At 58.8% G+C, this 20,963-nt stretch carries 24 protein-coding genes and 1 pseudogene; 15 read left to right on the top strand and 10 right to left on the bottom strand.

All coding sequences use genetic code 11. The features are described from left to right. Position 1: 1 nt before the first annotated feature. On the bottom strand, positions 2–1,078 hold the full coding sequence (gene hppD / locus L6D74_RS04490) for a 4-hydroxyphenylpyruvate dioxygenase (RefSeq protein ID WP_007958955.1): 1,077 nt from the start codon (positions 1,076–1,078) through the stop codon (positions 2–4). Positions 1,079–1,389: 311 nt separating this feature from the next. Between hppD and L6D74_RS04485 the strand changes: the two are divergent. The 3 genes and pseudogenes from L6D74_RS04485 to L6D74_RS04475 all read left to right on the top strand — a co-directional run. Then, positions 1,390–1,656 (top strand): annotated as a pseudogene (locus tag L6D74_RS04485) (type 2 periplasmic-binding domain-containing protein); the annotation flags it as partial. A 107-nt stretch (positions 1,657–1,763) separates the two neighbouring features. After that, a complete protein-coding gene (locus tag L6D74_RS04480) occupies positions 1,764–3,299 on the top strand; it encodes an EAL domain-containing protein (RefSeq protein WP_236187781.1) in 1,536 nt (511 codons plus the stop codon). Positions 3,300–3,533: 234 nt separating this feature from the next. Next, the gene (locus L6D74_RS04475; RefSeq protein WP_064596925.1) at positions 3,534–3,899 is read left to right on the top strand and encodes a histone-like nucleoid-structuring protein, MvaT/MvaU family; all 366 of its coding nucleotides are present in this window, start codon (positions 3,534–3,536) and stop codon (positions 3,897–3,899) included. A gap of 206 nt (positions 3,900–4,105) precedes the next feature. On the opposite strand, the gene L6D74_RS04470 is transcribed toward L6D74_RS04475, so the two are convergent. After that, positions 4,106–4,624 (bottom strand): DUF4946 domain-containing protein, encoded by a 519-nt coding sequence (locus L6D74_RS04470; RefSeq protein ID WP_236187780.1) that lies wholly within the window; start codon positions 4,622–4,624, stop codon positions 4,106–4,108. 142 nt (positions 4,625–4,766) lie between these two features. Here L6D74_RS04470 and gloA point away from each other — a divergent pair, with 142 nt between their 5' ends. Next, positions 4,767–5,288, top strand: coding sequence for a lactoylglutathione lyase (gene gloA, locus L6D74_RS04465; protein WP_236187779.1), 522 nt, complete (start codon positions 4,767–4,769; stop codon positions 5,286–5,288). Positions 5,289–5,370: 82 nt separating this feature from the next. Here the strand turns inward: gloA and ahpF are convergent, their stop codons facing one another. The 3 genes from ahpF to L6D74_RS04450 form a co-directional block, all read right to left on the bottom strand. Further along, positions 5,371–6,933 (bottom strand): alkyl hydroperoxide reductase subunit F, encoded by a 1,563-nt coding sequence (gene ahpF / locus L6D74_RS04460; RefSeq protein ID WP_236187778.1) that lies wholly within the window; start codon positions 6,931–6,933, stop codon positions 5,371–5,373. Between the two features lie 128 nt (positions 6,934–7,061). Next, the gene (gene ahpC, locus L6D74_RS04455) at positions 7,062–7,625 is read right to left on the bottom strand and encodes an alkyl hydroperoxide reductase subunit C (RefSeq protein ID WP_007958941.1); all 564 of its coding nucleotides are present in this window, start codon (positions 7,623–7,625) and stop codon (positions 7,062–7,064) included. Positions 7,626–7,761: 136 nt separating this feature from the next. After that, positions 7,762–8,700 (bottom strand): site-specific integrase, encoded by a 939-nt coding sequence (locus tag L6D74_RS04450; RefSeq protein WP_143491796.1) that lies wholly within the window; start codon positions 8,698–8,700, stop codon positions 7,762–7,764. 177 nt (positions 8,701–8,877) lie between these two features. Here L6D74_RS04450 and L6D74_RS04445 point away from each other — a divergent pair, with 177 nt between their 5' ends. Then, complete coding sequence (locus tag L6D74_RS04445; protein WP_064596934.1) at positions 8,878–9,882, top strand: DNA-binding protein; 1,005 nt, start codon at positions 8,878–8,880, stop codon at positions 9,880–9,882. On the opposite strand, the gene gorA is transcribed toward L6D74_RS04445, so the two are convergent. Next, positions 9,879–11,237: a glutathione-disulfide reductase gene (gene gorA / locus L6D74_RS04440; protein ID WP_236187777.1), complete on the bottom strand. Its 1,359-nt coding sequence runs from the start codon at positions 11,235–11,237 to the stop codon at positions 9,879–9,881. The two genes, L6D74_RS04445 and gorA, sit on opposite strands and share 4 nt — an antisense overlap. A gap of 129 nt (positions 11,238–11,366) precedes the next feature. Further along, the gene (gene galU / locus L6D74_RS04435) at positions 11,367–12,206 is read right to left on the bottom strand and encodes a UTP--glucose-1-phosphate uridylyltransferase GalU (RefSeq protein ID WP_039768735.1); all 840 of its coding nucleotides are present in this window, start codon (positions 12,204–12,206) and stop codon (positions 11,367–11,369) included. Positions 12,207–12,453: 247 nt separating this feature from the next. Between galU and L6D74_RS04430 the strand changes: the two genes are divergently transcribed. Together L6D74_RS04430 and L6D74_RS04425 are read left to right on the top strand one after the other, a co-directional pair. Further along, on the top strand, positions 12,454–12,642 hold the full coding sequence (locus L6D74_RS04430; protein ID WP_064596939.1) for a hypothetical protein: 189 nt from the start codon (positions 12,454–12,456) through the stop codon (positions 12,640–12,642). Between the two features lie 139 nt (positions 12,643–12,781). Continuing rightward, positions 12,782–13,078, top strand: a complete 297-nt coding sequence (locus L6D74_RS04425; RefSeq protein ID WP_064596941.1) for a hypothetical protein — start codon at positions 12,782–12,784, stop codon at positions 13,076–13,078. Between the two features lie 2 nt (positions 13,079–13,080). Here L6D74_RS04425 and L6D74_RS04420 read toward each other — a convergent pair whose 3' ends face one another. Then, the gene (locus L6D74_RS04420; protein ID WP_011334337.1) at positions 13,081–13,311 is read right to left on the bottom strand and encodes a hypothetical protein; all 231 of its coding nucleotides are present in this window, start codon (positions 13,309–13,311) and stop codon (positions 13,081–13,083) included. A 72-nt stretch (positions 13,312–13,383) separates the two neighbouring features. Then, on the bottom strand, positions 13,384–13,740 hold the full coding sequence (locus tag L6D74_RS04415) for a hypothetical protein (RefSeq protein ID WP_039768742.1): 357 nt from the start codon (positions 13,738–13,740) through the stop codon (positions 13,384–13,386). Positions 13,741–13,950: 210 nt separating this feature from the next. On the opposite strand from L6D74_RS04415, the gene L6D74_RS04410 reads away from it, so the two are divergent. From L6D74_RS04410 to ada, 5 genes are all read left to right on the top strand, one after another. After that, complete coding sequence (locus L6D74_RS04410; RefSeq protein WP_236187776.1) at positions 13,951–14,253, top strand: DUF1883 domain-containing protein; 303 nt, start codon at positions 13,951–13,953, stop codon at positions 14,251–14,253. A 34-nt stretch (positions 14,254–14,287) separates the two neighbouring features. After that, positions 14,288–14,458: a hypothetical protein gene (locus tag L6D74_RS04405; RefSeq protein WP_172829486.1), complete on the top strand. Its 171-nt coding sequence runs from the start codon at positions 14,288–14,290 to the stop codon at positions 14,456–14,458. A 91-nt stretch (positions 14,459–14,549) separates the two neighbouring features. Further along, positions 14,550–15,263 (top strand): 2OG-Fe(II) oxygenase, encoded by a 714-nt coding sequence (locus tag L6D74_RS04400; RefSeq protein WP_236187775.1) that lies wholly within the window; start codon positions 14,550–14,552, stop codon positions 15,261–15,263. A gap of 5 nt (positions 15,264–15,268) precedes the next feature. Continuing rightward, the gene (alkB, locus tag L6D74_RS04395; RefSeq protein WP_236187774.1) at positions 15,269–15,931 is read left to right on the top strand and encodes a DNA oxidative demethylase AlkB; all 663 of its coding nucleotides are present in this window, start codon (positions 15,269–15,271) and stop codon (positions 15,929–15,931) included. 88 nt (positions 15,932–16,019) lie between these two features. Beyond that, positions 16,020–17,093, top strand: coding sequence for a bifunctional DNA-binding transcriptional regulator/O6-methylguanine-DNA methyltransferase Ada (gene ada, locus L6D74_RS04390; protein ID WP_236187773.1), 1,074 nt, complete (start codon positions 16,020–16,022; stop codon positions 17,091–17,093). Here the strand turns inward: ada and acuI are convergent, their stop codons facing one another. Then, positions 17,094–18,077, bottom strand: a complete 984-nt coding sequence (acuI, locus tag L6D74_RS04385) for an acrylyl-CoA reductase (NADPH) (RefSeq protein ID WP_236187772.1) — start codon at positions 18,075–18,077, stop codon at positions 17,094–17,096. A gap of 214 nt (positions 18,078–18,291) precedes the next feature. Here acuI and L6D74_RS04380 point away from each other — a divergent pair, with 214 nt between their 5' ends. The 3 genes from L6D74_RS04380 to modB all read left to right on the top strand — a co-directional run bounded on the left by L6D74_RS04380 (position 18,292) and on the right by modB (position 20,963). Next, complete coding sequence (locus tag L6D74_RS04380) at positions 18,292–19,353, top strand: NAD(P)H-dependent flavin oxidoreductase (RefSeq protein WP_085610422.1); 1,062 nt, start codon at positions 18,292–18,294, stop codon at positions 19,351–19,353. A gap of 173 nt (positions 19,354–19,526) precedes the next feature. Further along, positions 19,527–20,282, top strand: a complete 756-nt coding sequence (modA, locus tag L6D74_RS04375) for a molybdate ABC transporter substrate-binding protein (protein WP_064596955.1) — start codon at positions 19,527–19,529, stop codon at positions 20,280–20,282. After that, positions 20,283–20,963: a molybdate ABC transporter permease subunit gene (gene modB, locus L6D74_RS04370; RefSeq protein ID WP_236187771.1), complete on the top strand. Its 681-nt coding sequence runs from the start codon at positions 20,283–20,285 to the stop codon at positions 20,961–20,963.

Genomic DNA, 20,963 nt, shown 5'->3' with positions numbered 1-20,963 from the left:
ATTACTCGGTGGCAAGCACGCCACGACGCACCTGGTCACGCTCGATCGATTCGAACAGTGCCTTGAAGTTGCCTTCGCCGAAGCCATCGTCGCCCTTGCGCTGGATGAATTCGAAGAACACCGGGCCCATCAGGGTTTCCGAGAAGATCTGCAGCAGCAGACGCTTGTCTTCCTTGTCCGACGCGCCGTCGAGAAGGATGCCGCGCGATTGCAGCTGATCGACAGGCTCGCCGTGGTTCGGCAGACGACCTTCGAGCATTTCGTAGTAGGTGTCCGGCGGCGCGGTCATGAAGCGCATGCCGATCTTCTTCAACTGATCCCAGGTCTTGACCAGGTCGTCGGTGAGGAACGCCACGTGCTGGATGCCCTCGCCGTTGAACTGCATCAGGAACTCTTCGATCTGCCCGGCACCCTTCGACGACTCTTCGTTGAGCGGGATGCGGATCATGCCGTCCGGCGCGGTCATCGCCTTCGAGGTCAGGCCGGTGTATTCGCCCTTGATATCGAAGTAGCGGATTTCGCGGAAGTTGAACAGCTTCTCGTAGAAGTTCGCCCAGTAGGCCATGCGACCGCGATACACGTTGTGAGTCAGATGATCGATGATCTTCAGGCCGGCACCGACCGGGTTGCGGTCAACGCCTTCAAGGAACACGAAGTCGATGTCATAGATCGAGCTGCCTTCGCCGAAACGGTCGATCAGGTACAACGGCGCGCCGCCAATGCCTTTGATCGCCGGCAGGTTCAGCTCCATCGGGCCGGTTTCGATGTGGATCGGCTGGGCGCCGAGTTCCAGTGCGCGGTTGTAAGCCTTCTGCGAATCCTTGACCCGGAACGCCATGCCGCAAACCGACGGGCCGTGCTCGGCCGCGAAGTACGAAGCAACGCTGTGGGGTTCGTTGTTGAGGATCAGGTTGATCGCGCCCTGGCGATACAGGTGCACGTTCTTGGAGCGGTGGGTCGCGACCTTGGTGAAGCCCATGATCTCGAAGATCGGCTCCAGGGTGCCAGGTGTCGGCGATGCGAACTCGATGAACTCGAAGCCCATCAGGCCCATTGGGTTTTCGTATAAATCTGCCATGGTTGGCGCCTCATCATTCTTATCAATTAACCAGAGTTATTTGTCAGTAATGCTGAGACCAGTGGGTGGCGCACAGGAGATGCCACGCACACTGCGGGCGAGGAAATCACCGTAGATCAGTTGAAACCCGAATATCTTCATTGTCGACCCAAGGCTCTTGCGGGCGAGGCTTCTGCTGCCAGAAGACGATTATTATTGTATGCGTAACCCGATTCTACACAGCGTAAATAGGGTTGTCTGCCCTCTCTATAAAATCCGCTTTTTTCCGGCTGGTGCAAGGGGTTTGTATTCAGCCAGATGCCCGCCAGTAAGTTCCGCGCCTATTCAACGCCGCCCGGCTGAGCCCGAACATTCGGTATCGCTACGCGAGTTGCTCAGCACCCTCGATGCCACTGGCCGGGCCGATGCGATGACCGTGGTAGCCTCTGTTGCCTTCCGACCCAGACCAGCGTTACGTCAAGCGAACGCTGTCCCCCACAGTCACCCGGCAAGTCGGCCTGGCGGTGCTGGATCAGCGTCAGGCTTCGCCCGCCACGCTGGCGTTTATTCAACTGGCAACACGACTGGATTACCGTTGAGCGGCGCAGGTGCCATTGGCCATCTATCATGGGCTCAGACCTTGGGCTTTGCGCGCACGCTTCGCCTGCAATCAAGAGCCCCACTCCATTCGCGACAGGATGCGCCCATGCCACTGACCGTCAGGCCCCGCCGCAAGCGCAGCACCAGGATTATCGTGACATTGCTGTGTGGCCTGCTGCCGATCGTGCTCGGCAGCGTCATTCTCTATATGCAGGCTGAACGCGCCCTCCAGCAGAGCTCACAGCACACCGCCGATGAAGCCCTGCGCCAGTTCGAACTGATGCTCGACAACACTGCCCAGGCCGCCCGCGAACTGTTGCCCCTGGCCGGCCAGACCTGCGAGACCGTCAAGCTGGCCTTGCGCGAGCAAGTCACCCGCCGCCCGTTCGTGCGCTCGACCAACCTGGTGTGGGACGACAATCTCTATTGCAGTTCGCTGTTCGGCGACTTCAAGGAAGCCGTGAATCCGGGCGATTACGCCGAAGGCAAGCTGTGGCTCATGAACGGCAACCCGGTGACACCCAATACCGCGCTGCTGGTGTATCGCCTGAGCGAAGGGCGCGGTGGCGCGCTGACCACGCTGGACGGCTATCACCTGAGCAACATTCTGCGCCTGATCGGCCGGCATACATTGTTGTTGCTGCAAGTCGGCAACAACTGGCTCTCCGCCGACGGCAAAGTGCATCAGGGCGCCCTGCCCGCGTTGCCGGTGGCGCAAAGTACCTTGCACTCGTCGCACTATGCATTTTCGGTCAGCGCCGCATTTGCGGAAGGCGAAACCTGGCGCTACATGAAAGATGAATACCCACCGCTGTTCAGCCTGCTGATGTTCTTCGGTGCGGTATCGGCAGCGATCGGCTACATCGTGCAGAAGCGCTCCACCTCGCCCAGCCATGAAATGCTTCGGGCATTGGAAGCAGGTGAATTCATTCCCTATTTTCAACCGGTGGTGCACGGCGACAGCAAACGCTGGTCGGGCGCGGAAGTGCTGATGCGCTGGAACCATCCCAAGGAGGGACTGGTGCGTCCGGACCTGTTCATACCCTTTGCCGAACACTCCGGGCTGATCGTGCCAATGACTCGCGCCTTGATGCAGCAAACCGCTGTCATACTGGGGCCGTTGTCACCAACCTTCGATTCGCCGTTCCACATCGGCATCAACATCACCGCCAGCCACTGCCGCGATCTTGAGCTGGTTGAGGATTGCCGTGAATTTTTGTCAGCTTTCCAGCCCGGCAGCATCACGCTGGTCCTGGAACTGACCGAACGCGAGCTGATCGAGCCGTCCGACATCACTCATCAACTGTTCGCACAGTTGCGTGCGATGGGTGTGAAGATCGCGATTGACGACTTTGGCACCGGCCATTCAAGCCTCGGCTACTTGAGGACATTCAATGTCGACTTCCTCAAGATCGACCAGACATTCGTCGCCATGATCGATAAGGATGCCCTGTCCCGGCACATTCTGGACAGCATCATCGAGCTCTCCACCAAGCTGGATCTGGGCATTGTGGCCGAAGGTGTGGAGACACAAGCGCAATGTGATTATCTGGCCGCCCACCATGTCAACTTTCTGCAGGGCCACCTTTTCGGCAAGCCGATGCCGACCGCAGATTTCATCGAAGCATTAACTCATCATTAACTTGGCGGGATAAATCCTGATTTGCCGACAGCCCGCACCAAATTGATACAAAACAACGTTGTTGTTACATGAAGAAAAAGTCAGGATTTACTCTTGCCACATTAACTACTACAATTTTTCTTACCTGTTGCAAGATGGGCAGGTGAGCCATTATCACCGAGTCGCTTCAAGGCTCTTGGCTTATAGCTTTGTTTGCGGTTGGTATCAGCCAAACACACTATTGGAGTAAAGATATTGTCCAGACTCGCTGAATTTCGTGCAGCTGAAAAGGCCCTTCAGGAACAGCTCAAGCAGCTGGAATCGCTGAAGAACGATGCCGGGCTCAAGAAAGAAATCGAATTCGAAGAAAAGCTCCAGGGGCTGATGAAAACCTACGGCAAAGGCCTGAAAGACATCATCGCCATTCTCGATCCGAACCCGGCGAAATCCGGTCTGCAATCGACCGCCGCACCTAAAACCCGCCGAGCTCGCGTGGTCAAGGTCTATCAGAACCCGCACACTGGCGAGCTGATCGAGACCAAGGGTGGCAACCACCGTGGCCTGAAAGCCTGGAAGGAACAATACGGTGTAGCCACCGTCGACTCCTGGTTGCGCGGTTAATCCCTCGCAAACATGAAAGCCCTGCATATGCAGGGCTTTTTTTGGACAATATTTAACAAATGCAACGATTTTTCTGGTGGGAAAGTTGAGTATCAAACCGCTCTTGCGCTGAAACTATGCTTCCGAATGTTGCCCCGTTAGCCGGAGATTAACTTTATGTTTAATCAGTTCCGGTATCTAACATCAGGCTGACCACGAACAGACGACTAGAATTTCAAGCTGTTTCGCGCAGCCACTATGTCGTCACCGCTCGCCTTATAAATCTCTGCCTGCCCAGCATACGAAAGTACGTAAGCCTTATCCGCCTCGACCGCTGCAACCAATGTTTGCGACAACACATGACGGCCGTTTTCAGTCACCGTACAAGTGGTCTCAAGCGCTGTGAGCGAACCCAGCGTACTCGGATGAACCCTGTTGCAGACACTCTGATAACCGCTCTGGAAAAAGTCTTTTTGCACCGACTTGCGCATCTCCAGCAACACGCCCTGCAAGTTGACCTGATGACCACTTTCCACACGGGTCATCGTCAACTCCATCACCATCACCTGATTGCCATCGGCGTCAGTCTTCACTGCCCGCTGACGGGAGACTTCAGGGGAGGTTTCGGGCAGTGCCTCGACCTCCCAGCCGGCGGGCCAGGTGATGCTCGGCGCCTCAGCAAAAGCCGGCAGAGCAAGCAGGGAAAAACCCAGGAAAACGAACAGCGATTTGAACGGTCGGATCATTACCAGAGGCACTCGCGGATTGAGCCGTAAAGTCTGAGGCCCGCCCGCTCACAGGGCAAGCCCGCGCTTTCGGTTTGGCGATGCTGCCTGGCATGCGTATCATTGCGCCCATTCACTCGCCCCAATTTGTTACGGAGGGCCCATGAGCCTGCAAGAACTGAACTCCTTCCCTGGCGTCACCGCCACCCCGGACAGCGCAACCCGCAATTTCGTGTTCAACCACACGATGCTGCGCGTCAAAGACATCACCAAGTCTCTGGATTTCTACACCCGCGTACTGGGTTTCTCGCTGGTCGAGAAGCGTGATTTCCCGGAAGCGGAATTCAGCCTGTACTTCCTCGCCCTGGTCGATAAATCGCAGATCCCCGCCGACGCTGCCGCCCGCACCGAGTGGATGAAGTCGATTCCCGGCATTCTGGAACTGACCCACAACCACGGCACTGAAAACGACGCAGACTTCGCCTACCACAACGGCAACACTGACCCGCGCGGTTTCGGCCACATCTGCATTTCGGTACCGGACATCGTTGCGGCTTGCGCACGCTTTGAAGAGCTGGGCTGCGACTTCCAGAAGCGCCTGACCGATGGCCGCATGAAGAGCCTGGCGTTCATCAAGGATCCGGATGGCTACTGGGTCGAGATCATCCAGCCGGCGCCGCTGTAAAGCTGAACCTGGGTAGAAAGCACCCCGCAAAGAAAAACCCCCATCATCACTGATGGGGGTTTTCTTTTTTCAGGCCCGGGATTTACGCCGGAGCCGAAGTGCGGATCAGGTGATCGAAAGCACTGAGGGAAGCCTTGGCGCCCTCGCCCACCGCAATCACGATCTGCTTGTACGGCACGGTGGTCACGTCACCGGCGGCGAAGATGCCGGGGATCGAGGTTTCACCGCGATTGTCGACGATGATCTCACCGCGCGGCGACAGTTCGATGGTGCCTTTGAGCCAGTCGGTGTTGGGCAGCAGACCGATCTGCACGAAGATCCCTTCCAGCTCGACCGTGCGCAACTCGTCAGTATTGCGATCCTTGTAGCGCAGGCCGTTGACCTTCTGCCCGTCACCGGTGACTTCAGTGGTCAGCGCACTGGTGATCACGGTGACGTTCGGCAGGCTGTGCAGCTTGCGTTGCAATACGGCGTCGGCGCGCAGCTGTACGTCGAACTCCAGCAAGGTGACGTGAGACACGATACCGGCCAGGTCAATGGCCGCTTCGACGCCGGAGTTACCGCCGCCAATCACCGCCACACGCTTGCCTTTGAACAGCGGACCGTCACAGTGCGGGCAGTACGCCACGCCTTTGTTGCGGTATTCCTGCTCGCCCGGCACGTTCATTTCACGCCACCGCGCGCCGGTCGCCAAAATCACGCTCTTGGCCTTGAGGGTCGCGCCGCTCGCGAAGTGAACTTCATGCAGCTCGCCATTCTTGCCCGGGATCAGCTTGTCGGCGCGTTGCAGGTTCATGATGTCGACGTCGTATTGCTTGACGTGTTCTTCCAGCGCGGTCGCCAGTTTCGGGCCTTCGGTTTCCTGCACGGAAATGAAGTTTTCGATGGCCATGGTGTCCAGCACCTGACCGCCGAAACGTTCTGCCGCTACACCGGTGCGAATGCCTTTACGTGCGGCGTAGATCGCCGCCGAAGCACCAGCCGGGCCACCGCCGACCACCAGCACATCAAAGGCTTGCTTGGCGCTGATTTTCTCGGCCTGGCGCTCGATGGCGCCGGTGTCGAGTTTGGCGAGGATTTCTTCCAGGCCCATGCGGCCCTGGCCGAAGCTTTCGCCGTTCAGGTAAATGCTCGGCACAGCCATGATCTTGCGATCGTTGACTTCGTCCTGGAACAGCGCGCCGTCGATGGCGACGTGGCGGATGTTCGGGTTCAGCACGGCCATCAGGTTCAGTGCCTGAACGACGTCCGGGCAGTTCTGGCAGGACAGCGAGAAGTAAGTCTCGAAGTTGAACTCGCCCTTGAGCGAGCGGATCTGTTCGATCACTTCGACACTGGCCTTCGAAGGGTGGCCGCCGACTTGCAGCAGGGCCAGCACCAGCGAAGTGAATTCATGGCCCATCGGGATGCCGGCGAAACGCAGGCTGATGTCGGCACCGGGGCGGTTGATCGAGAACGACGGTTTGCGTGCATCGTCGCCGCTGTCGATCAAGGTAATTTGATGCGAAAGACTGGCAACGTCTTTCAGCAGGTCGAGCATTTCACGGGATTTCGCACCGTCGTCGAGTGAAGCAACGATCTCGATCGGCTGGGTGACCCGTTCCAGGTACGATTTCAACTGGGCTTTAAGATTGGCGTCCAACATACGGGCGATCTCCTGACTTTATTTGAGGCGAAAAAAAGCCCGAGCGAATCTCGCCCGGGCTTTTCTATTGGGCGGTGCAGCTTACTTAAGTAGGTGCGGAATCCCGCCCTGCATTGCGTATCACAGACTTAGATCTTGCCGACCAGGTCCAGGGACGGAGCCAGAGTGGCCTCGCCTTCTTTCCACTTGGCCGGGCAAACTTCGCCTGGGTGAGCAGCAACGTACTGAGCAGCCTTGATTTTGCGCAGCAGCTCGGAAGCGTCACGGCCAACGCCGCCATCGTTCAGTTCAACGATTTTGATCTGGCCTTCAGGGTTGATCACGAAGGTGCCACGATCCGCCAAGCCAGCTTCTTCGATCAGCACGTCGAAGTTGCGGGAGATGACCTGAGTCGGGTCGCCGATCATGGTGTACTGGATTTTGCCGATGGCTGGCGAAGTGTTGTGCCAGGCAGCGTGAGCAAAGTGGGTGTCGGTCGAAACGCTGTAGATCTCTACGCCCAGTTTCTGGAAGGCGGCATAGTTGTCAGCCAGGTCTTCGAGCTCGGTTGGGCAAACGAAAGTGAAGTCGGCCGGGTAGAAGAACACCACGGACCATTTGCCTTTCAGGTCAGCGTCCGAGACTTGTACGAAGTCGCCGTTTTTGAACGCGGTAGCTTTGAACGGTTTTACTTGGCTGTTGATGATAGGCATTGATGACTCTCCGTCAGGGTTGTGAATTCGATGGGTGAATCCTACCCAGTCACTCGACGGATGGCTCATTGGCAAACCTGATGCTGCTGATTTGTTTTCGCTATTAGCTGAGGATATTAATAGAAGAAAACGATATCTACGGCGACAGCGGCTTATCCGTAATCCGGGCCATCCCGTGAAAGGGGCTCGCTTCAACATAGCGCATGGCGGACTTCATATCCTTCCAGCCCACGTAACTCATCAACGATTTGAGGTCCCACCCACTTTGATGGGCCCACGTTGCGAAGCCGCGACGCAGGGAATGGCTGGTGTAGCGCTCGGCGGAGATCCCCGCGCGCTCCAGGGCCTGGCGTAACAACGGGATCACACTGTTGGCGTGCAAGCCCTCTTCGCTCAGATTGCCCCAGCGGTCGACGGCGCGAAATACCGGGCCCCGTACCAGAGCCGCTTCGGTGACCCACTCGATATAAGCCTGCACCGGGCACAACTTCAGCAGCGCCGGGGCCTGATAGTTCTGCCCGAGGTTTTCGCGATCGCCCTTGCTACGCGGCAGGTACAGGGTGATGCCGCTGCCGGCGTGCGCCTGCACGTGCTCGATCTGCACCCGACACAGCTCATCGCTGCGAAAGCCGCGCCAGAAGCCCAGCAGGATCAACGCGCGGTCGCGGCAGGCTCGTAGCAGCAGCGGCCGGTCCTGTTTTTCCCGGGCGTCTTTCATTTCCTGCTCAAGCCAGGTGACGGTCTGCTCAAGATCGCGCAGTTGCAATGGCTCGGCCTGTTTTTCCTGCGCGGGATGCAGGGCGCGAATGCCCTTAAACACTTTGCGCACCACCGGCGACTTGGTGGGATCGGCAAAGCCCTGACTGTTGTGCCACTGCGCCAGCGCCGACAGGCGCAACTTCAGCGTGTTGACCGAAAGCACGCCGGCATGCGCCACCAGATACCGCGCGACGCTGTCCGCTGTCGCGGGCAGGAATCCGCCCCATACCGTTTCGAAATGCTCGACGGCCGCACGATAGCTGCGGCGGGTGTTGTCACGGGTGGCGGCTTGCAGATAGCGATCGATATCGCTCATGGGCTGATTTTCTCGTGGCGTACTGAAGGTTTGTGCGGAAACCGATTTTATGGGTTTCACATGGGGTAATACCAGTATATCCCGTCCGTTTATCAGCGCTTGTTTCACTTTATTTTCAACATGGTACACTTCCTACCTTAGTGGCATGTACCACAGTACGAAATGGTAGGAGCAGATATGGCCCGTGGCGGCGTTAACAAAGCAGTGGTCCAGATCGCGCGCGCAGCGATCCTCGCCCGTGGCGAACACCCCAGCATCGACGCAGTACGTATCGAATTGGGCAATACAGGATCGAAAACCACGATTCATCGGTATTTAAAAGAACTGGATGACGGCAGCGAACCGGCCGATCCTTCGGCGGAACCCATCGATGACGAGCTGCTGGCACTCGTTACGCGCCTTGCACAACGCCTGAAAGAACAGGCGCAGGAACCGATTGACCAGGCGCGCGAGCAGTACGAGCAACAGCGTCAGGCACTGGAGGACGAACTGAATCAGCTTCGTCAGGATCATGTGCAACTGGAGAAGAAGCACGACATTCAGGCTGCCGCGCTGGCCAAGGAATCCGAAGCGCTGAGCGATACCCGCTCGATGTTGCAGACCGAGCAGACCCGCAACGCCGGGCTGAATCAGGCACTGTCAGACTTTGAATTGCGCCTGCAGGACAAGGACGAGCAGATCCGCTCGCTGGAAGAGAAGCACCTGCATGCCCGCGATGCGCTTGAGCACTACCGCAACGCCATCAAGGAACAGCGCGAGCAGGAGCAAAGCCGTCACGAAACTCAGGTTCAGCAGTTGCAGATGGAGTTGCGCCAGGCGCAGCAAAGCGCACTGGTACGTCAGGACGAGATCACTCAGTTGCACCGCGACAACGAACGTCTGCTGACCGAGAATCGCGGCACCGTGCGCGAATTGAGCCTGATGCAGGATCAGCTCAAACAAAGCAATCAGCGTCAGGATCAACTGCTGGAGCAAGCGTCTCGCGTCGACAGCGAACGCACCCTCCTCCAGGAACGTTTGCGTGTGGCACTGCTGGAAAGCCAGACGCTCAAGCAGAACGTCGACGAGCAGTCGCAGCTCAATCAGTCACTGGAAAAGGAATTGGCCACGGCACAAGCCAGCCTGCGCCTGGCCACCACCGTTGCGGCAGCACCAGACGCAGTAGAACCGAAAAAGACTTAAGCGCCGACCGGCGTACGCATGGTGACAAACTCTTCGGCCGCCGTCGGGTGCACCCCGATGGTGTCGTCGAAGTCACGCTTGGTGGCGCCAGCCTTCAATGCGATTGCCAAACCCTGCACAATCTCGCCGGCATCCGGCCCTACCATGTGACAGCCCAGCACCTTGTCAGATCTGCCATCGACCACCAGCTTCATCAGCGTGCGTTCCTGGCAATCCGTCAGAGTCAGCTTCATCGGCCGGAAGCGGCTTTCGTAGATCACCACGTCGTGACCCGCTTCCCGCGCCTCTTCTTCGGTCAGGCCGACGGTGCCGATATTCGGCAGGCTGAACACAGCCGTCGGGATCATCTTGTAATCCACCGGACGGTATTGCTCAGGCTTGAACAGGCGTCGCGCCACTGCCATGCCTTCGGCCAGCGCCACCGGCGTCAACTGCACGCGACCGATGACATCACCCAGTGCCAGAATTGACGGCTCGGTGGTCTGGTATTGCTCATCGACCTTGATGAAGCCCTTGTCGTCGAGCTGCACATCAGTGTTTTCCAGCCCCAGATTGTCCAGCATCGGACGCCGACCGGTGGCGTAGAACACACAATCCGCTTCCAGTACGCGACCATCCTTGAGAGTCGCTTTCAGGCTGCCATCCGACTGCTTGTCGATGCGCGCAATGTCGGCATTGAATTGCAGATCCATACCGCGCTTGGTCAGTTCTTCCTTCAAATGGTTACGCACCGAACCGTCGAAACCGCGCAAGAACAGATCCCCGCGATACAGCAACGTCGTGTTGGCGCCCAGCCCATGGAAAATCCCGGCAAATTCGACGGCGATATAACCGCCGCCGACGACCAGCACGCGCTTTGGCAGCTCTTTCAGGAAGAACGCCTGGTTCGAGCTGATCGCATGCTCATGCCCCGGAATCTCCGGGATCTGCGGCCAGCCACCAGTGGCGATCAGAATATTCTTCGCAGTGTATCGCTCACCGTTGACCTCGACTTCGTGCGGACCAACGATTTTCGCGTGCGCTTCATGCAGGGTCACGCCACTGTTGACCAGCAGATTGCGATAAATGCCGTTCAGGCGATTGATCTCGCGATCCTTGTTGGCAATCAGCGTGGCCCAATCGAAATTCGCCTCGCCCAGGCTCCAGCCAAAACCCGAGGACTGCTCGAAGTCTTCGGCGAAATGCGTGCCATACACCAACAGTTTTTTCGGTACGCAACCGACGTTGACGCAAGTACCGCCCAAATAACGGCTCTCGGCCACCGCCACTTTCGCACCGAACCCGGCAGCAAAACGCGCAGCCCGCACACCGCCGGAACCGGCACCAATCACATAAAGGTCAAAATCGTAGGCCATTTCTATCTCCTCGGCAGGCGATCAGCATACCCGCCGTCGTCCGTTGGGCAAGCACTCCTGCCGATATAGGGGCGGAAAATGAAAAAGCCACCCGAAGGTGGCTTTTTCGCACAGGCAGATCAGGCGCTATCAGTAAGCCTTGCCAGTTTTGTAGAAGTTCTCGAAGCAGAAGTTGGTGGCTTCGATATAGCCTTCAGCACCACCGCAGTCGAAACGCTTGCCCTTGAACTTGTAAGCCATCACGCAGCCGTTCTGGGCTTGTTTCATCAGGGCGTCGGTGATCTGGATTTCACCGCCCTTGCCTGGCTCGGTCTGCTCGATCAGGTCGAAGATGTCCGGAGTCAGGATGTAGCGGCCGATGATCGCCAGGTTCGACGGCGCGTCTTCCGGCTTTGGCTTCTCGACCATGCTGTGTACGCGGTAGATGTCGTCGCGGATCATTTCACCAGCGATCACGCCGTACTTGCTGGTTTCCTGCGGATCAACTTCCTGAATGGCAATGATCGAGCAGCGGAACTGTTTATACAGCTTGACCATTTGGGTCAGGACGCCGTCACCGTCGAGGTTAACGCACAGGTCGTCCGCCAGCACCACGGCGAACGGTTCGTCGCCGATCAATGGGCGACCGGTCAGGATCGCGTGACCCAGGCCTTTCATTTCGGTCTGGCGGGTATAGGAGAACGAGCACTCGTCCAGCAGCTTGCGGATACCGACCAGGTATTTTTCCTTGTCGGTGCCCTTGATCTGGTTTTCCAGCTCGTAGCTGATGTCGAAGTGGTCTTCCAGGGCGCGCTTGCCACGGCCGGTCACGATGGAAATTTCGTTCAGGCCAGCATCCAGAGCTTCTTCGACGCCGTACTGGATCAGTGGCTTGTTTACCACCGGCAGCATTTCTTTGGGCATGGCCTTCGTCGCTGGGAGGAAGCGAGTACCGTAACCGGCTGCTGGGAACAAGCATTTCTTGATCATATAAGTCCTTGAAAGGGCTGTGTGTACGAGTTTCGGCGCAGTCTAATCAGGCGGCGTGCACCTTACAATGCCCCGCACTGGCTAACCGATGTCAACATAGAGAAATAATCTGGCGGATAGTTCAATCCGCTCACAAAGGCTGCGCATTCAGCTTAGCCCAAAGATCTCGGAACGCCGCATCGACCTGCGCCCGTTCGCCCATTTACCGTTATCATGGCGCCTTTGAACCAGCCAACGAGGCCGCTAGATGTCCGCAGCAAAAATCATCAACGGGTACACCGTCGCCAAGGCTAAAGATGGCCAGTGGCATATCACTGCCGCCAACGGCGAAGACGTGTCCGGCCCGTTGCCCACAGAGGCGATGGCGATTGAAGTCGCCGCGGTGCTCGATTACACGCCCGCAGCCCCGAAACGTCGCGGCAAGGAACAAGACTGATCGGTAATGATGAAGGCCGGCCCTGCCATTGCGCAGGGCTTTTTTTGGCTGCGCGAAAAGAAGTGGCCAATCGCTATAACCTTTTCCTGCCGGCGCTGTCATAGCGTCTAGCCCCCTCCTCCTCGAAGATGACATTGCCATGACCAACCGTTCCCTCATCAGTTTCCTGCCGCTGATTGCACTCGCCGCCCTGACCGGCTGTGCCACTTCGCAGACCACTTACCTGAACAATGGCGAACAAGGGTTGAGCATCGATTGCTCCGGCGAGGCCAATTCCTGGGCCACCTGCTATGAAAAGGCTGACGCGTCCTGCGCCGGAACCGGTTATCGCATCGTCGGAACTGACGGCACACCGGCGCCCAAGGAAGACGACAAGACGCTGGGCGTCGACGTCGGCAACTACAAAAACCGCAGCGTGGTAGTGGTCTGCAAGTAGCCTTACATGTGAATTTCGGCGAACTTGATCCCCAGCCCGCGCACGACCTCGATCAGGTCGTCGAGCCGGTTGAAGGACTCGACTTCGTCGTTATCGTCGACCAGGAAGTAACTGCGCCCGGCGCTTTTCTTGAAAAACACGATCCACTCCCCCGGATTCGCCGGGTTCTGGATCACATGGGTAGCCGCAATAAGCCCTTCCTTGTGTCGCTCCCGCACCTGCTCTCTCTTCATTCACCGCTCCGGAAATGACAATGCCGCCACAGCAACGCTGTGACGGCATCAATGCTGACTGCTGACAGTCTATCAGCCGGAAATACAGGCCGTGGCGGCTTTGCGTACATCCCATGGACGCAGCGGCACGTTGGACATCCGCTCGTGCAGCTTGATGCTGCTGCCACCGGAGCGATCCTCGATGTCAAACACCGCCGCCGGACCCGATCCCAGCTTGCCCGGCACAATGACCCGAACCTCGTCCTTGTTCCGCTCTACCTGCAGGGCACCGCGGCTGCTGGACAGCTTTTCGGCCAGGCATTCAGCATATTCATGGGGCTTCTTGCCGGAAATGACGTTCATGGTCGGCAGTGTTTCATTGATTTCCGAAACACTTGCGCAACCACCCATTGCCAATGCCAACGGCAGAATCACCACACCCCACTTCATACAAAACCTCCAATAAAGACCCTCCGACAGCATGAATGCCGTTTTTCTCCGAGGCTCACTGCATTTAACCCACATCGAATCGTGAATTCTGTTTTTAATTGTCAAAGCGCTGCCCGACGGCCGGATAATAACCTGTCCGGGCTGATAAACTGCGCCGATCGACAATGCTATCGTTTTGATTTTGTAGAAAAAGCCCTTCTGGAGGCGCCCATGAAATTCATTCACCAGCGCGAGCACCTCAACGAAGACGACATCGTCGTCATTCAATGCTCGCAAACCTGCAACATCCGCTTGATGAACGACGCCAACTTCCGAAGCTTCAAAAATGGCGGGCGCCACACCTATCACGGCGGCGCCTTTGACACGTTTCCAGCCCGCATCACCGCACCCAGCACCGGTTTCTGGAACATCACCATCGACACCGTCAGCCGCCGCGCGATCAGCGTGACCCGCAAGCCAACCCTGACGCACTCGATCAAGATCATTCGCCGCTCCAGCTCCAAACTCAACTGAGCGGTTCCGCCAACGCAGACAGGTAAGCATCAACGTGGCCCAAACAACCAAATACGTGATCAAGTACAAACTCAACGGTGAACGCCGCTTCGAGTTCGCCCAGCTGGAAAACGGCACGCCGGAAGAAGCCAAGGCCGCACTGGATGCCCTGCACGGCCAGAGCGCTGATGAGATCAGCGACATCAGCGTCAGCAAGGCCCTGTAAGACCCGGGTGACAATTCGACCGCAAGCGGCGGAGTGTTGCGGCCGGGTGGACGACCCAGACTGATACCTGAATGCAAGCCAAGGAATCAGCATGTCATCCTCACCCGCCTCCCCGCTCGTTGCGCTCGACTGGATCGCCCTGGAGCGGCAACTGGATCAGGACGGTTGTGCCGTCATCCGCACGCTGCTGCGCCCGGAGACCTGCGATCGATTGAGTGCGCTTTACCCACAAAGCGAACCGTTCCGGTCCCAGGTGATCATGGCCCGCCATGGTTTCGGACGCGGGGAATACAAATACCTGCGCTATCCGCTTCCATCCGTGGTGGAACGCCTGCGCAGCGCGCTTTACTCGCGACTCGTGCCTCTGGCCAACCGCTGGCATGAACGAATGGGACTACCGGAGCGTTTTCCAGCGCAACACAGCGAATTTCTCGAGCGCTGCCACGCCGCCGGTCAACTGCGGCCTACCCCGCTCTTGCTGCAATACGGCCCGCAGGACTACAACTGTCTGCATCAGGATCTGTACGGCGAACATGTGTTTCCGCTGCAAGTGGCGATTCTTCTGTCAGAACCTGGCGAAGATTTCACCGGTGGCGAGTTCGTCATGACCGAACAACGTCCGAGAATGCAGTCGCGCCCGCTGGTGATGGACCTGCGAAAAGGCGACGCGCTGATCTTTGCCGTCAGCCAGCGCCCGGTCAAAGGCGTGCGCGGTGACTACCGGGTGACCATGCGCCACGGTGTCAGCCGACTGCACAGCGGAAAACGGCATACTCTGGGCATCATCTTCCACGACGCGACCTGACGATCATGCAAACCACCTTCGACCTGTTCGCCGACACAGAATCCGAGCAACCACGACGCGCCGAACAGATCGGCGAGCAATCCTGGGTGTTGCGCGGCTTTGCATTGGCGCGAATCGAGCAGTTGTTGCCGGCCCTGGAATCGATCATAGCCTGCGCTCCGTTGCGCCACATGATGACGCCCGGGGGCTTCAGCATGTCGGTGGCTACCAGCAGTTGCGGTGCACTGGGCTGGATCACCGATCGCAGCGGTTACCGCTATTCATCCGAAGATCCCGTGAGCCATCGACCCTGGCCGGCGATGCCCGAGGTGTTTCGTGAACTGGCCCAGGCAGCAGCGAAACGCGCCGGATTTGCCGACTTCACGCCGGATTCCTGCCTGATCAATCGTTATATTCCGGGCGCGAAGATGTCGTTGCATCAGGACAAAGACGAAAACGCCTACGAAGCGCCGATCGTTTCGCTGTCATTGGGCCTGCCCGCGACGTTCCTGTTCGGCGGTTTCGCGCGCGGCGACAGGACCCAGAAAATCCCGTTGCTGCACGGCGACATGGTGATCTGGGGCGGCGCCGACCGGTTGCGCTACCACGGCATCCTGCCGATCAAACCTGGCCGGCACCCGCGCCTGGGCGAACAACGCTTCAATCTCACGTTTCGCACCGCCGGATAATTCTGCAAAGTTTGACCGCAAGGCTCGGAGTGTTCCGGCCGGTGGCACTGGTTAACCTGAAATTCAACAGGTCAACGGACTTTCCATCATGAAAACGCTTACCACCTCGCTGAACACTGAAGACGATCCACGCTGGGCCGCTGTCGTGGCGCGCGACCCTCGGGCGGACAGCCAGTTTGTCTATGCCGTGAAAACCACCGGCATCTATTGCCGCCCCAGCAGCCTGGCTCGCTTGCCGAAACCGCAGAACGTCGAGTTCTTCGATACCGCCGAAGAAGCCGAAGCCGCAGGCTATCGCCCAAGCAGACGAGTGAGCAAGGATCAGACCGAGGTCGCCGCGCAGCATGCCGCCACCGTTGCGGCAGCCTGTCGCCAGATCGAAGCGTCGGACAGCCTGCCCGCACTCAATGATCTCGCCGAGACCGCTGGCCTGAGCGCCTTTCATTTTCATCGCGTGTTCAAAGCAGCGACGGGCCTGACGCCCAAAGGCTATGCAGCCGCGCATCGCTCGCGCCGGGTTCGTCAGCGTCTGGCAGACGGCGGCTCGGTGACCGAAGCGCTGTATGACGCCGGCTTCAATTCCAACAGCCGTTTTTACGAGTCGGCCGATCAGTTACTGGGTATGAAACCCGGCGACTTCCGGGCCGCCGGCCAGAACAACGACATCCGCTTCGCCGTCGGCCAGTGCTCGCTCGGCGCCATTCTGGTGGCACAGAGCGAGCGCGGGATCTGCGCGATTCTGCTGGGCGACGATCCACACCAATTGGTGTGCGACCTGCAGGACCAGTTTCGCCGGGCCAACCTGATCGGCGCCGATGCCGAGTTCGAACAACTGATCGCTCGCGTCGTCGGCTTCATTGAAGCGCCCGCCATCGGACTAAATTTGCCGCTGGATGTGCGCGGCACGGCGTTTCAGGAACGGGTGTGGCAGGCGCTGCGCGAAATACCGGTCGGCAGCACCGCCAGCTACGCGGACATTGCCCTGCAGATCGGCTCGCCAAAAGCCGTGCGCGCAGTGGCTCAGGCTTGCGGTGCCAACAGCCTGGCGGTAGCAATCCCCTGTCATCGCGTTGTGCGCAGTGACGGCAATCTGTCGGGTTACCGCTGGGGCGTGGAGCGCAAGCGCGAATTGCTCGAGCGTGAAGGAAAAACCCAACAGTAATCAGCGATTCACATCAACGACAACCCGCCCCCGGAGTTGCCCCGCCAGCAACTTCGGTGCCGCGTCGATAGCTTCGCCGAGGCCGATTTCATGGCTGATCAGTGGCAACAGGGCAAAATCCAGATCCTTCGCCAGACGATCCCAAGCCTCGATGCGGCGGGCCTTGGGCTGGGTCACGCTGTTGATTCCGGCCAACGTCACGCCGCGCAAAATGAACGGCGCCACGGATGCCGGAAAATCCATGCCCTGAGCCAGACCGCACGCGGCCACAGTACCTTCGGCCCGGGTGCTGGCGCAGGCATTGGCGAGCGTGTGGCTGCCGACCGAATCGATGACGCCCGCCCAGCGCTCCTTGGCCAGTGGTTTGCCGGGGTCGGACAGGGTGGCGCGATCAATGATTTCGCCGGCGCCCAGTTGTTTCAGGTATTCGTGTTCCGACACCCGACCGGTCGAAGCGACCACGCGGTAGCCCAGCTTGCTCAGCAACGCGATGGCAAAACTGCCGACGCCACCGTTGGCGCCGGTCACCAGCACCTCACCCTGTTGCGCTGTCACGCCGTTGCGCTCCAGCGCCATGACGCACAGCATCGCCGTATAACCCGCCGTGCCGATGGCCATGGCTTGCGCGGCGGTGAATGCCTTGGGCAGCGGAATCAGCCAGTCACCGTTCAGTCGCGCCTTCTGCGCGAGTCCGCCCCAGTGGCTTTCGCCGACGCCCCAGCCGTTGAGCAGCACCGCGTCGCCAACCTTGTAGTCCGGGTGCGAGCTGACTTCGACGGTGCCCGCCAGATCGATCCCCGGCACCATCGGAAACTTGCGCACCACCGGGCTGCTGCCGGTGATCGCCAGGCCGTCCTTGAAGTTCAGCGTGCTGTAAGCGACATCCACTGTCACATCGCCCTCCGGCAACTGCTCGTCGCTGATTTCCTGCAGGTTGGCGCGATAACCGCTGTCGTCTTTATCGATCAGAATGCCTTTGAACATGACTGCCTCTTATCGGTGAAATTAAGGATGTCGAGGCATTGGAATAGCACATTGCAACATTTTGCCCCACTCGACTTTTAGCCAATCGGGCGTGAACACCGAGCCAGCGCCCGCTGCTCAAGCTACAAATCTGTGCTGGTCATGGGGGTGGCTTTGCGTTAAAAAACCGGCTGCTACCGTCCCTGCCCTGTTTTGTCGTCGGAGAAGCTATTCCATGAGCCAATGGCCTGATACCCGCATTCTTGACCTGTTCGGCATCGAACTGCCGATCATCCAGGGCCCCATGGCCGGAGCCACTAATTCATCCATGGTCATCGCAACTTGCAACGCCGGTGGCCTCGGTTCGATGCCGGCCGCGATGCTGACCATCGAGCAACTGCGCGAAGAACTGAAGACCATTCGCCAAGGCACGAGCAAGCCATTCAACGTCAATTTTTTCTGCCATCAAGCTCCGGGCGCGGATGAGCAAAAAGCCCGTGAATGGAAAAACCTGCTGGAACCCTACTATCGCGAACTGGGTGTCGATTTCGATGCGCCGACGCCGGTGTCAAACCGTGCGCCCTTCGATGCGACCGCCTGTGAAGTGCTGGAAGAATTTCGCCCTGAAGTGGTGAGCTTTCACTTTGGCCTGCCGGAAAAATCCTTGCTGGATCGGGTCAAGGCCACTGGTGCGAAAATCATCTCGTCGGCAACCACCGTCGACGAAGCGATCTGGCTCGAGCAGAACGGTTGCGACGCGATCATCGCCATGGGTTACGAGGCCGGCGGCCATCGCGGGATGTTCCTCAGCGCTGACCTGAGCAGTCAGGTCGGTACGTTTGCCCTGGTGCCGCAAGTGGTCGACGCGGTGAGCGTCCCGGTGATTGCGGCCGGTGCGATTGCCGATGCGCGCGGCGTCGCGGCAGCGTTCATGCTCGGCGCTTCGGCGGTTCAAGTCGGGACGGCGTATCTGTTTACCCCGGAAGCGAAAGTCAGTGCGTCGCATCACAAGGCCTTACGCACCGCCAAGGAAAGCGAGACGGCGGTGACCAACCTGTTTACCGGACGCCCGGCGCGGGGGATTCTCAATCGGGTGATGCGCGAACTGGGCCCGATGTCGGACAAGGCCCCCGCTTTTCCGCTGGCTGGCGGTGCCTTGATGCCGCTGCGTGCAAAGGGCGAAGCAGATTTCAGCAACCTCTGGGCCGGCCAGGCCTTCACACTCGGCAAAGACCTCGGCAGCGCTGAATTGACCCGGCAACTGGCTGAGGGCGCACTGGCAAGACTGACGCGGTGATGAACCCGAACGGGTGAGGGGCGTGGCGCCCTCGCCCGGTTTAAAAGCAGTGCTTCCTGTTTGGCGGCATTTCGCTATATATTTCGCTATATAGCGTTTCATCCCTTCGCATCGGCGCAGTCTACCTTCCAATAACAACTGCCCACTGCACTTGCCACCCACGGAGCCGTTACATGATCAATCGTGCCTCACGTTTTGCCCCTGCCCTGCTCGCGGTATTCGCCATCGGCGCTGCTCAGGCCGATGAAGTGCAAGTCGCGGTCGCGGCCAATTTCACCGCGCCGATCCAGGCGATTGCCGCTGACTTTGAAAAAGACACCGGGCACAAACTGGTCGCAGCCTATGGCGCCACCGGCCAGTTCTACACCCAGATCAAAAACGGCGCGCCGTTCGAAGTTTTCCTGTCGGCCGATGACACCACCCCGGAAAAACTCGAAAAAGAAGGCGACACCGTCAAGGGGTCGCGCTTCACCTATGCCATCGGCACCCTGGCGCTGTGGTCGGCCAAGGAAGGTTACGTCGACGCCAACGGCGATGTCCTGAAGAAAAACCAATACCAGCACCTGTCCATCGCCAACCCGAAGGCCGCCCCTTATGGTCTGGCCGCCACTCAGGTGCTGGAAAAACTGAAACTGACGGACGCCACCAAAGCCAAGATCGTTGAAGGCCAGAACATCACCCAGGCCTACCAGTTCGTGTCCACCGGCAACGCCGAGCTGGGCTTTGTCGCCCTGTCGCAGATCTACAAGGACGGCAAGGTCAGCAGCGGCTCCGCGTGGATCGTTCCGGCGAACATGCACGACCCGATCAAACAAGACGCCGTGATCCTCAACAAAGGCAAGGACAATGCCGCTGCCAAGGCGCTGGTTGATTACCTCAAAGGCCCGAAAGCCGCTGCGGTCATCAAGTCCTACGGTTACCAGCTGTAAATGTCGCTGACGAATGCCGATTTCGCGGCGATCTGGCTGACCCTGAAACTGGCGTCCCTGACCACCGCGATCCTGCTGGTCGTCGGTACGCCGATTGCCCTGTGGTTGTCGCGCAGCCGTTCCTGGCTGCGCGGTCCCATCGGCGCGATTGTCGCGCTGCCGCTGGTGCTGCCACCGACGGTCATCGGTTTTTATCTGCTGCTGGCCCTTGGCCCCAATGGCTTCATCGGGCATTTCACCCAGTGGCTGGGGCTTGGCACCTTGACCTTCAGCTTCACCGGCCTTGTCATCGGTTCGGTGCTCTATTCCATGCCATTCGTGGTGCAGCCGTTGCAAAACGCCTTCTCCGCAATCGGTATTCGTCCTCTGGAAGTAGCGGCGACCTTGCGCGCCAATCCCTGGGACACTTTTTTCAGCGTGATTCTGCCCTTGGCTCGCCCCGGCTTCATCACCGCGGCAATCCTCGGCTTCGCCCACACCGTCGGCGAATTCGGCGTAGTGCTGATGATCGGCGGGAATATTCCCGACAAGACCCGGGTGGTTTCCGTACAAATCTACGACCACGTCGAAGCCATGGAGTACGCACAGGCGCACTGGCTGGCCGGGGCGATGCTGGTGTTCTCGTTTCTGGTATTGCTGGCGCTGTATTCCAGCCGCAAGACCCGCACGGGCTGGAGCTGA

It is taken from the genome of Pseudomonas pharyngis, assembly GCF_021602345.1.
GTDB lineage: Bacteria > Pseudomonadota > Gammaproteobacteria > Pseudomonadales > Pseudomonadaceae > Aquipseudomonas > Aquipseudomonas pharyngis.
Note: the sequence above shows the minus strand (reverse complement) of the source record. Positions and strands in the feature narration are given on the sequence as shown.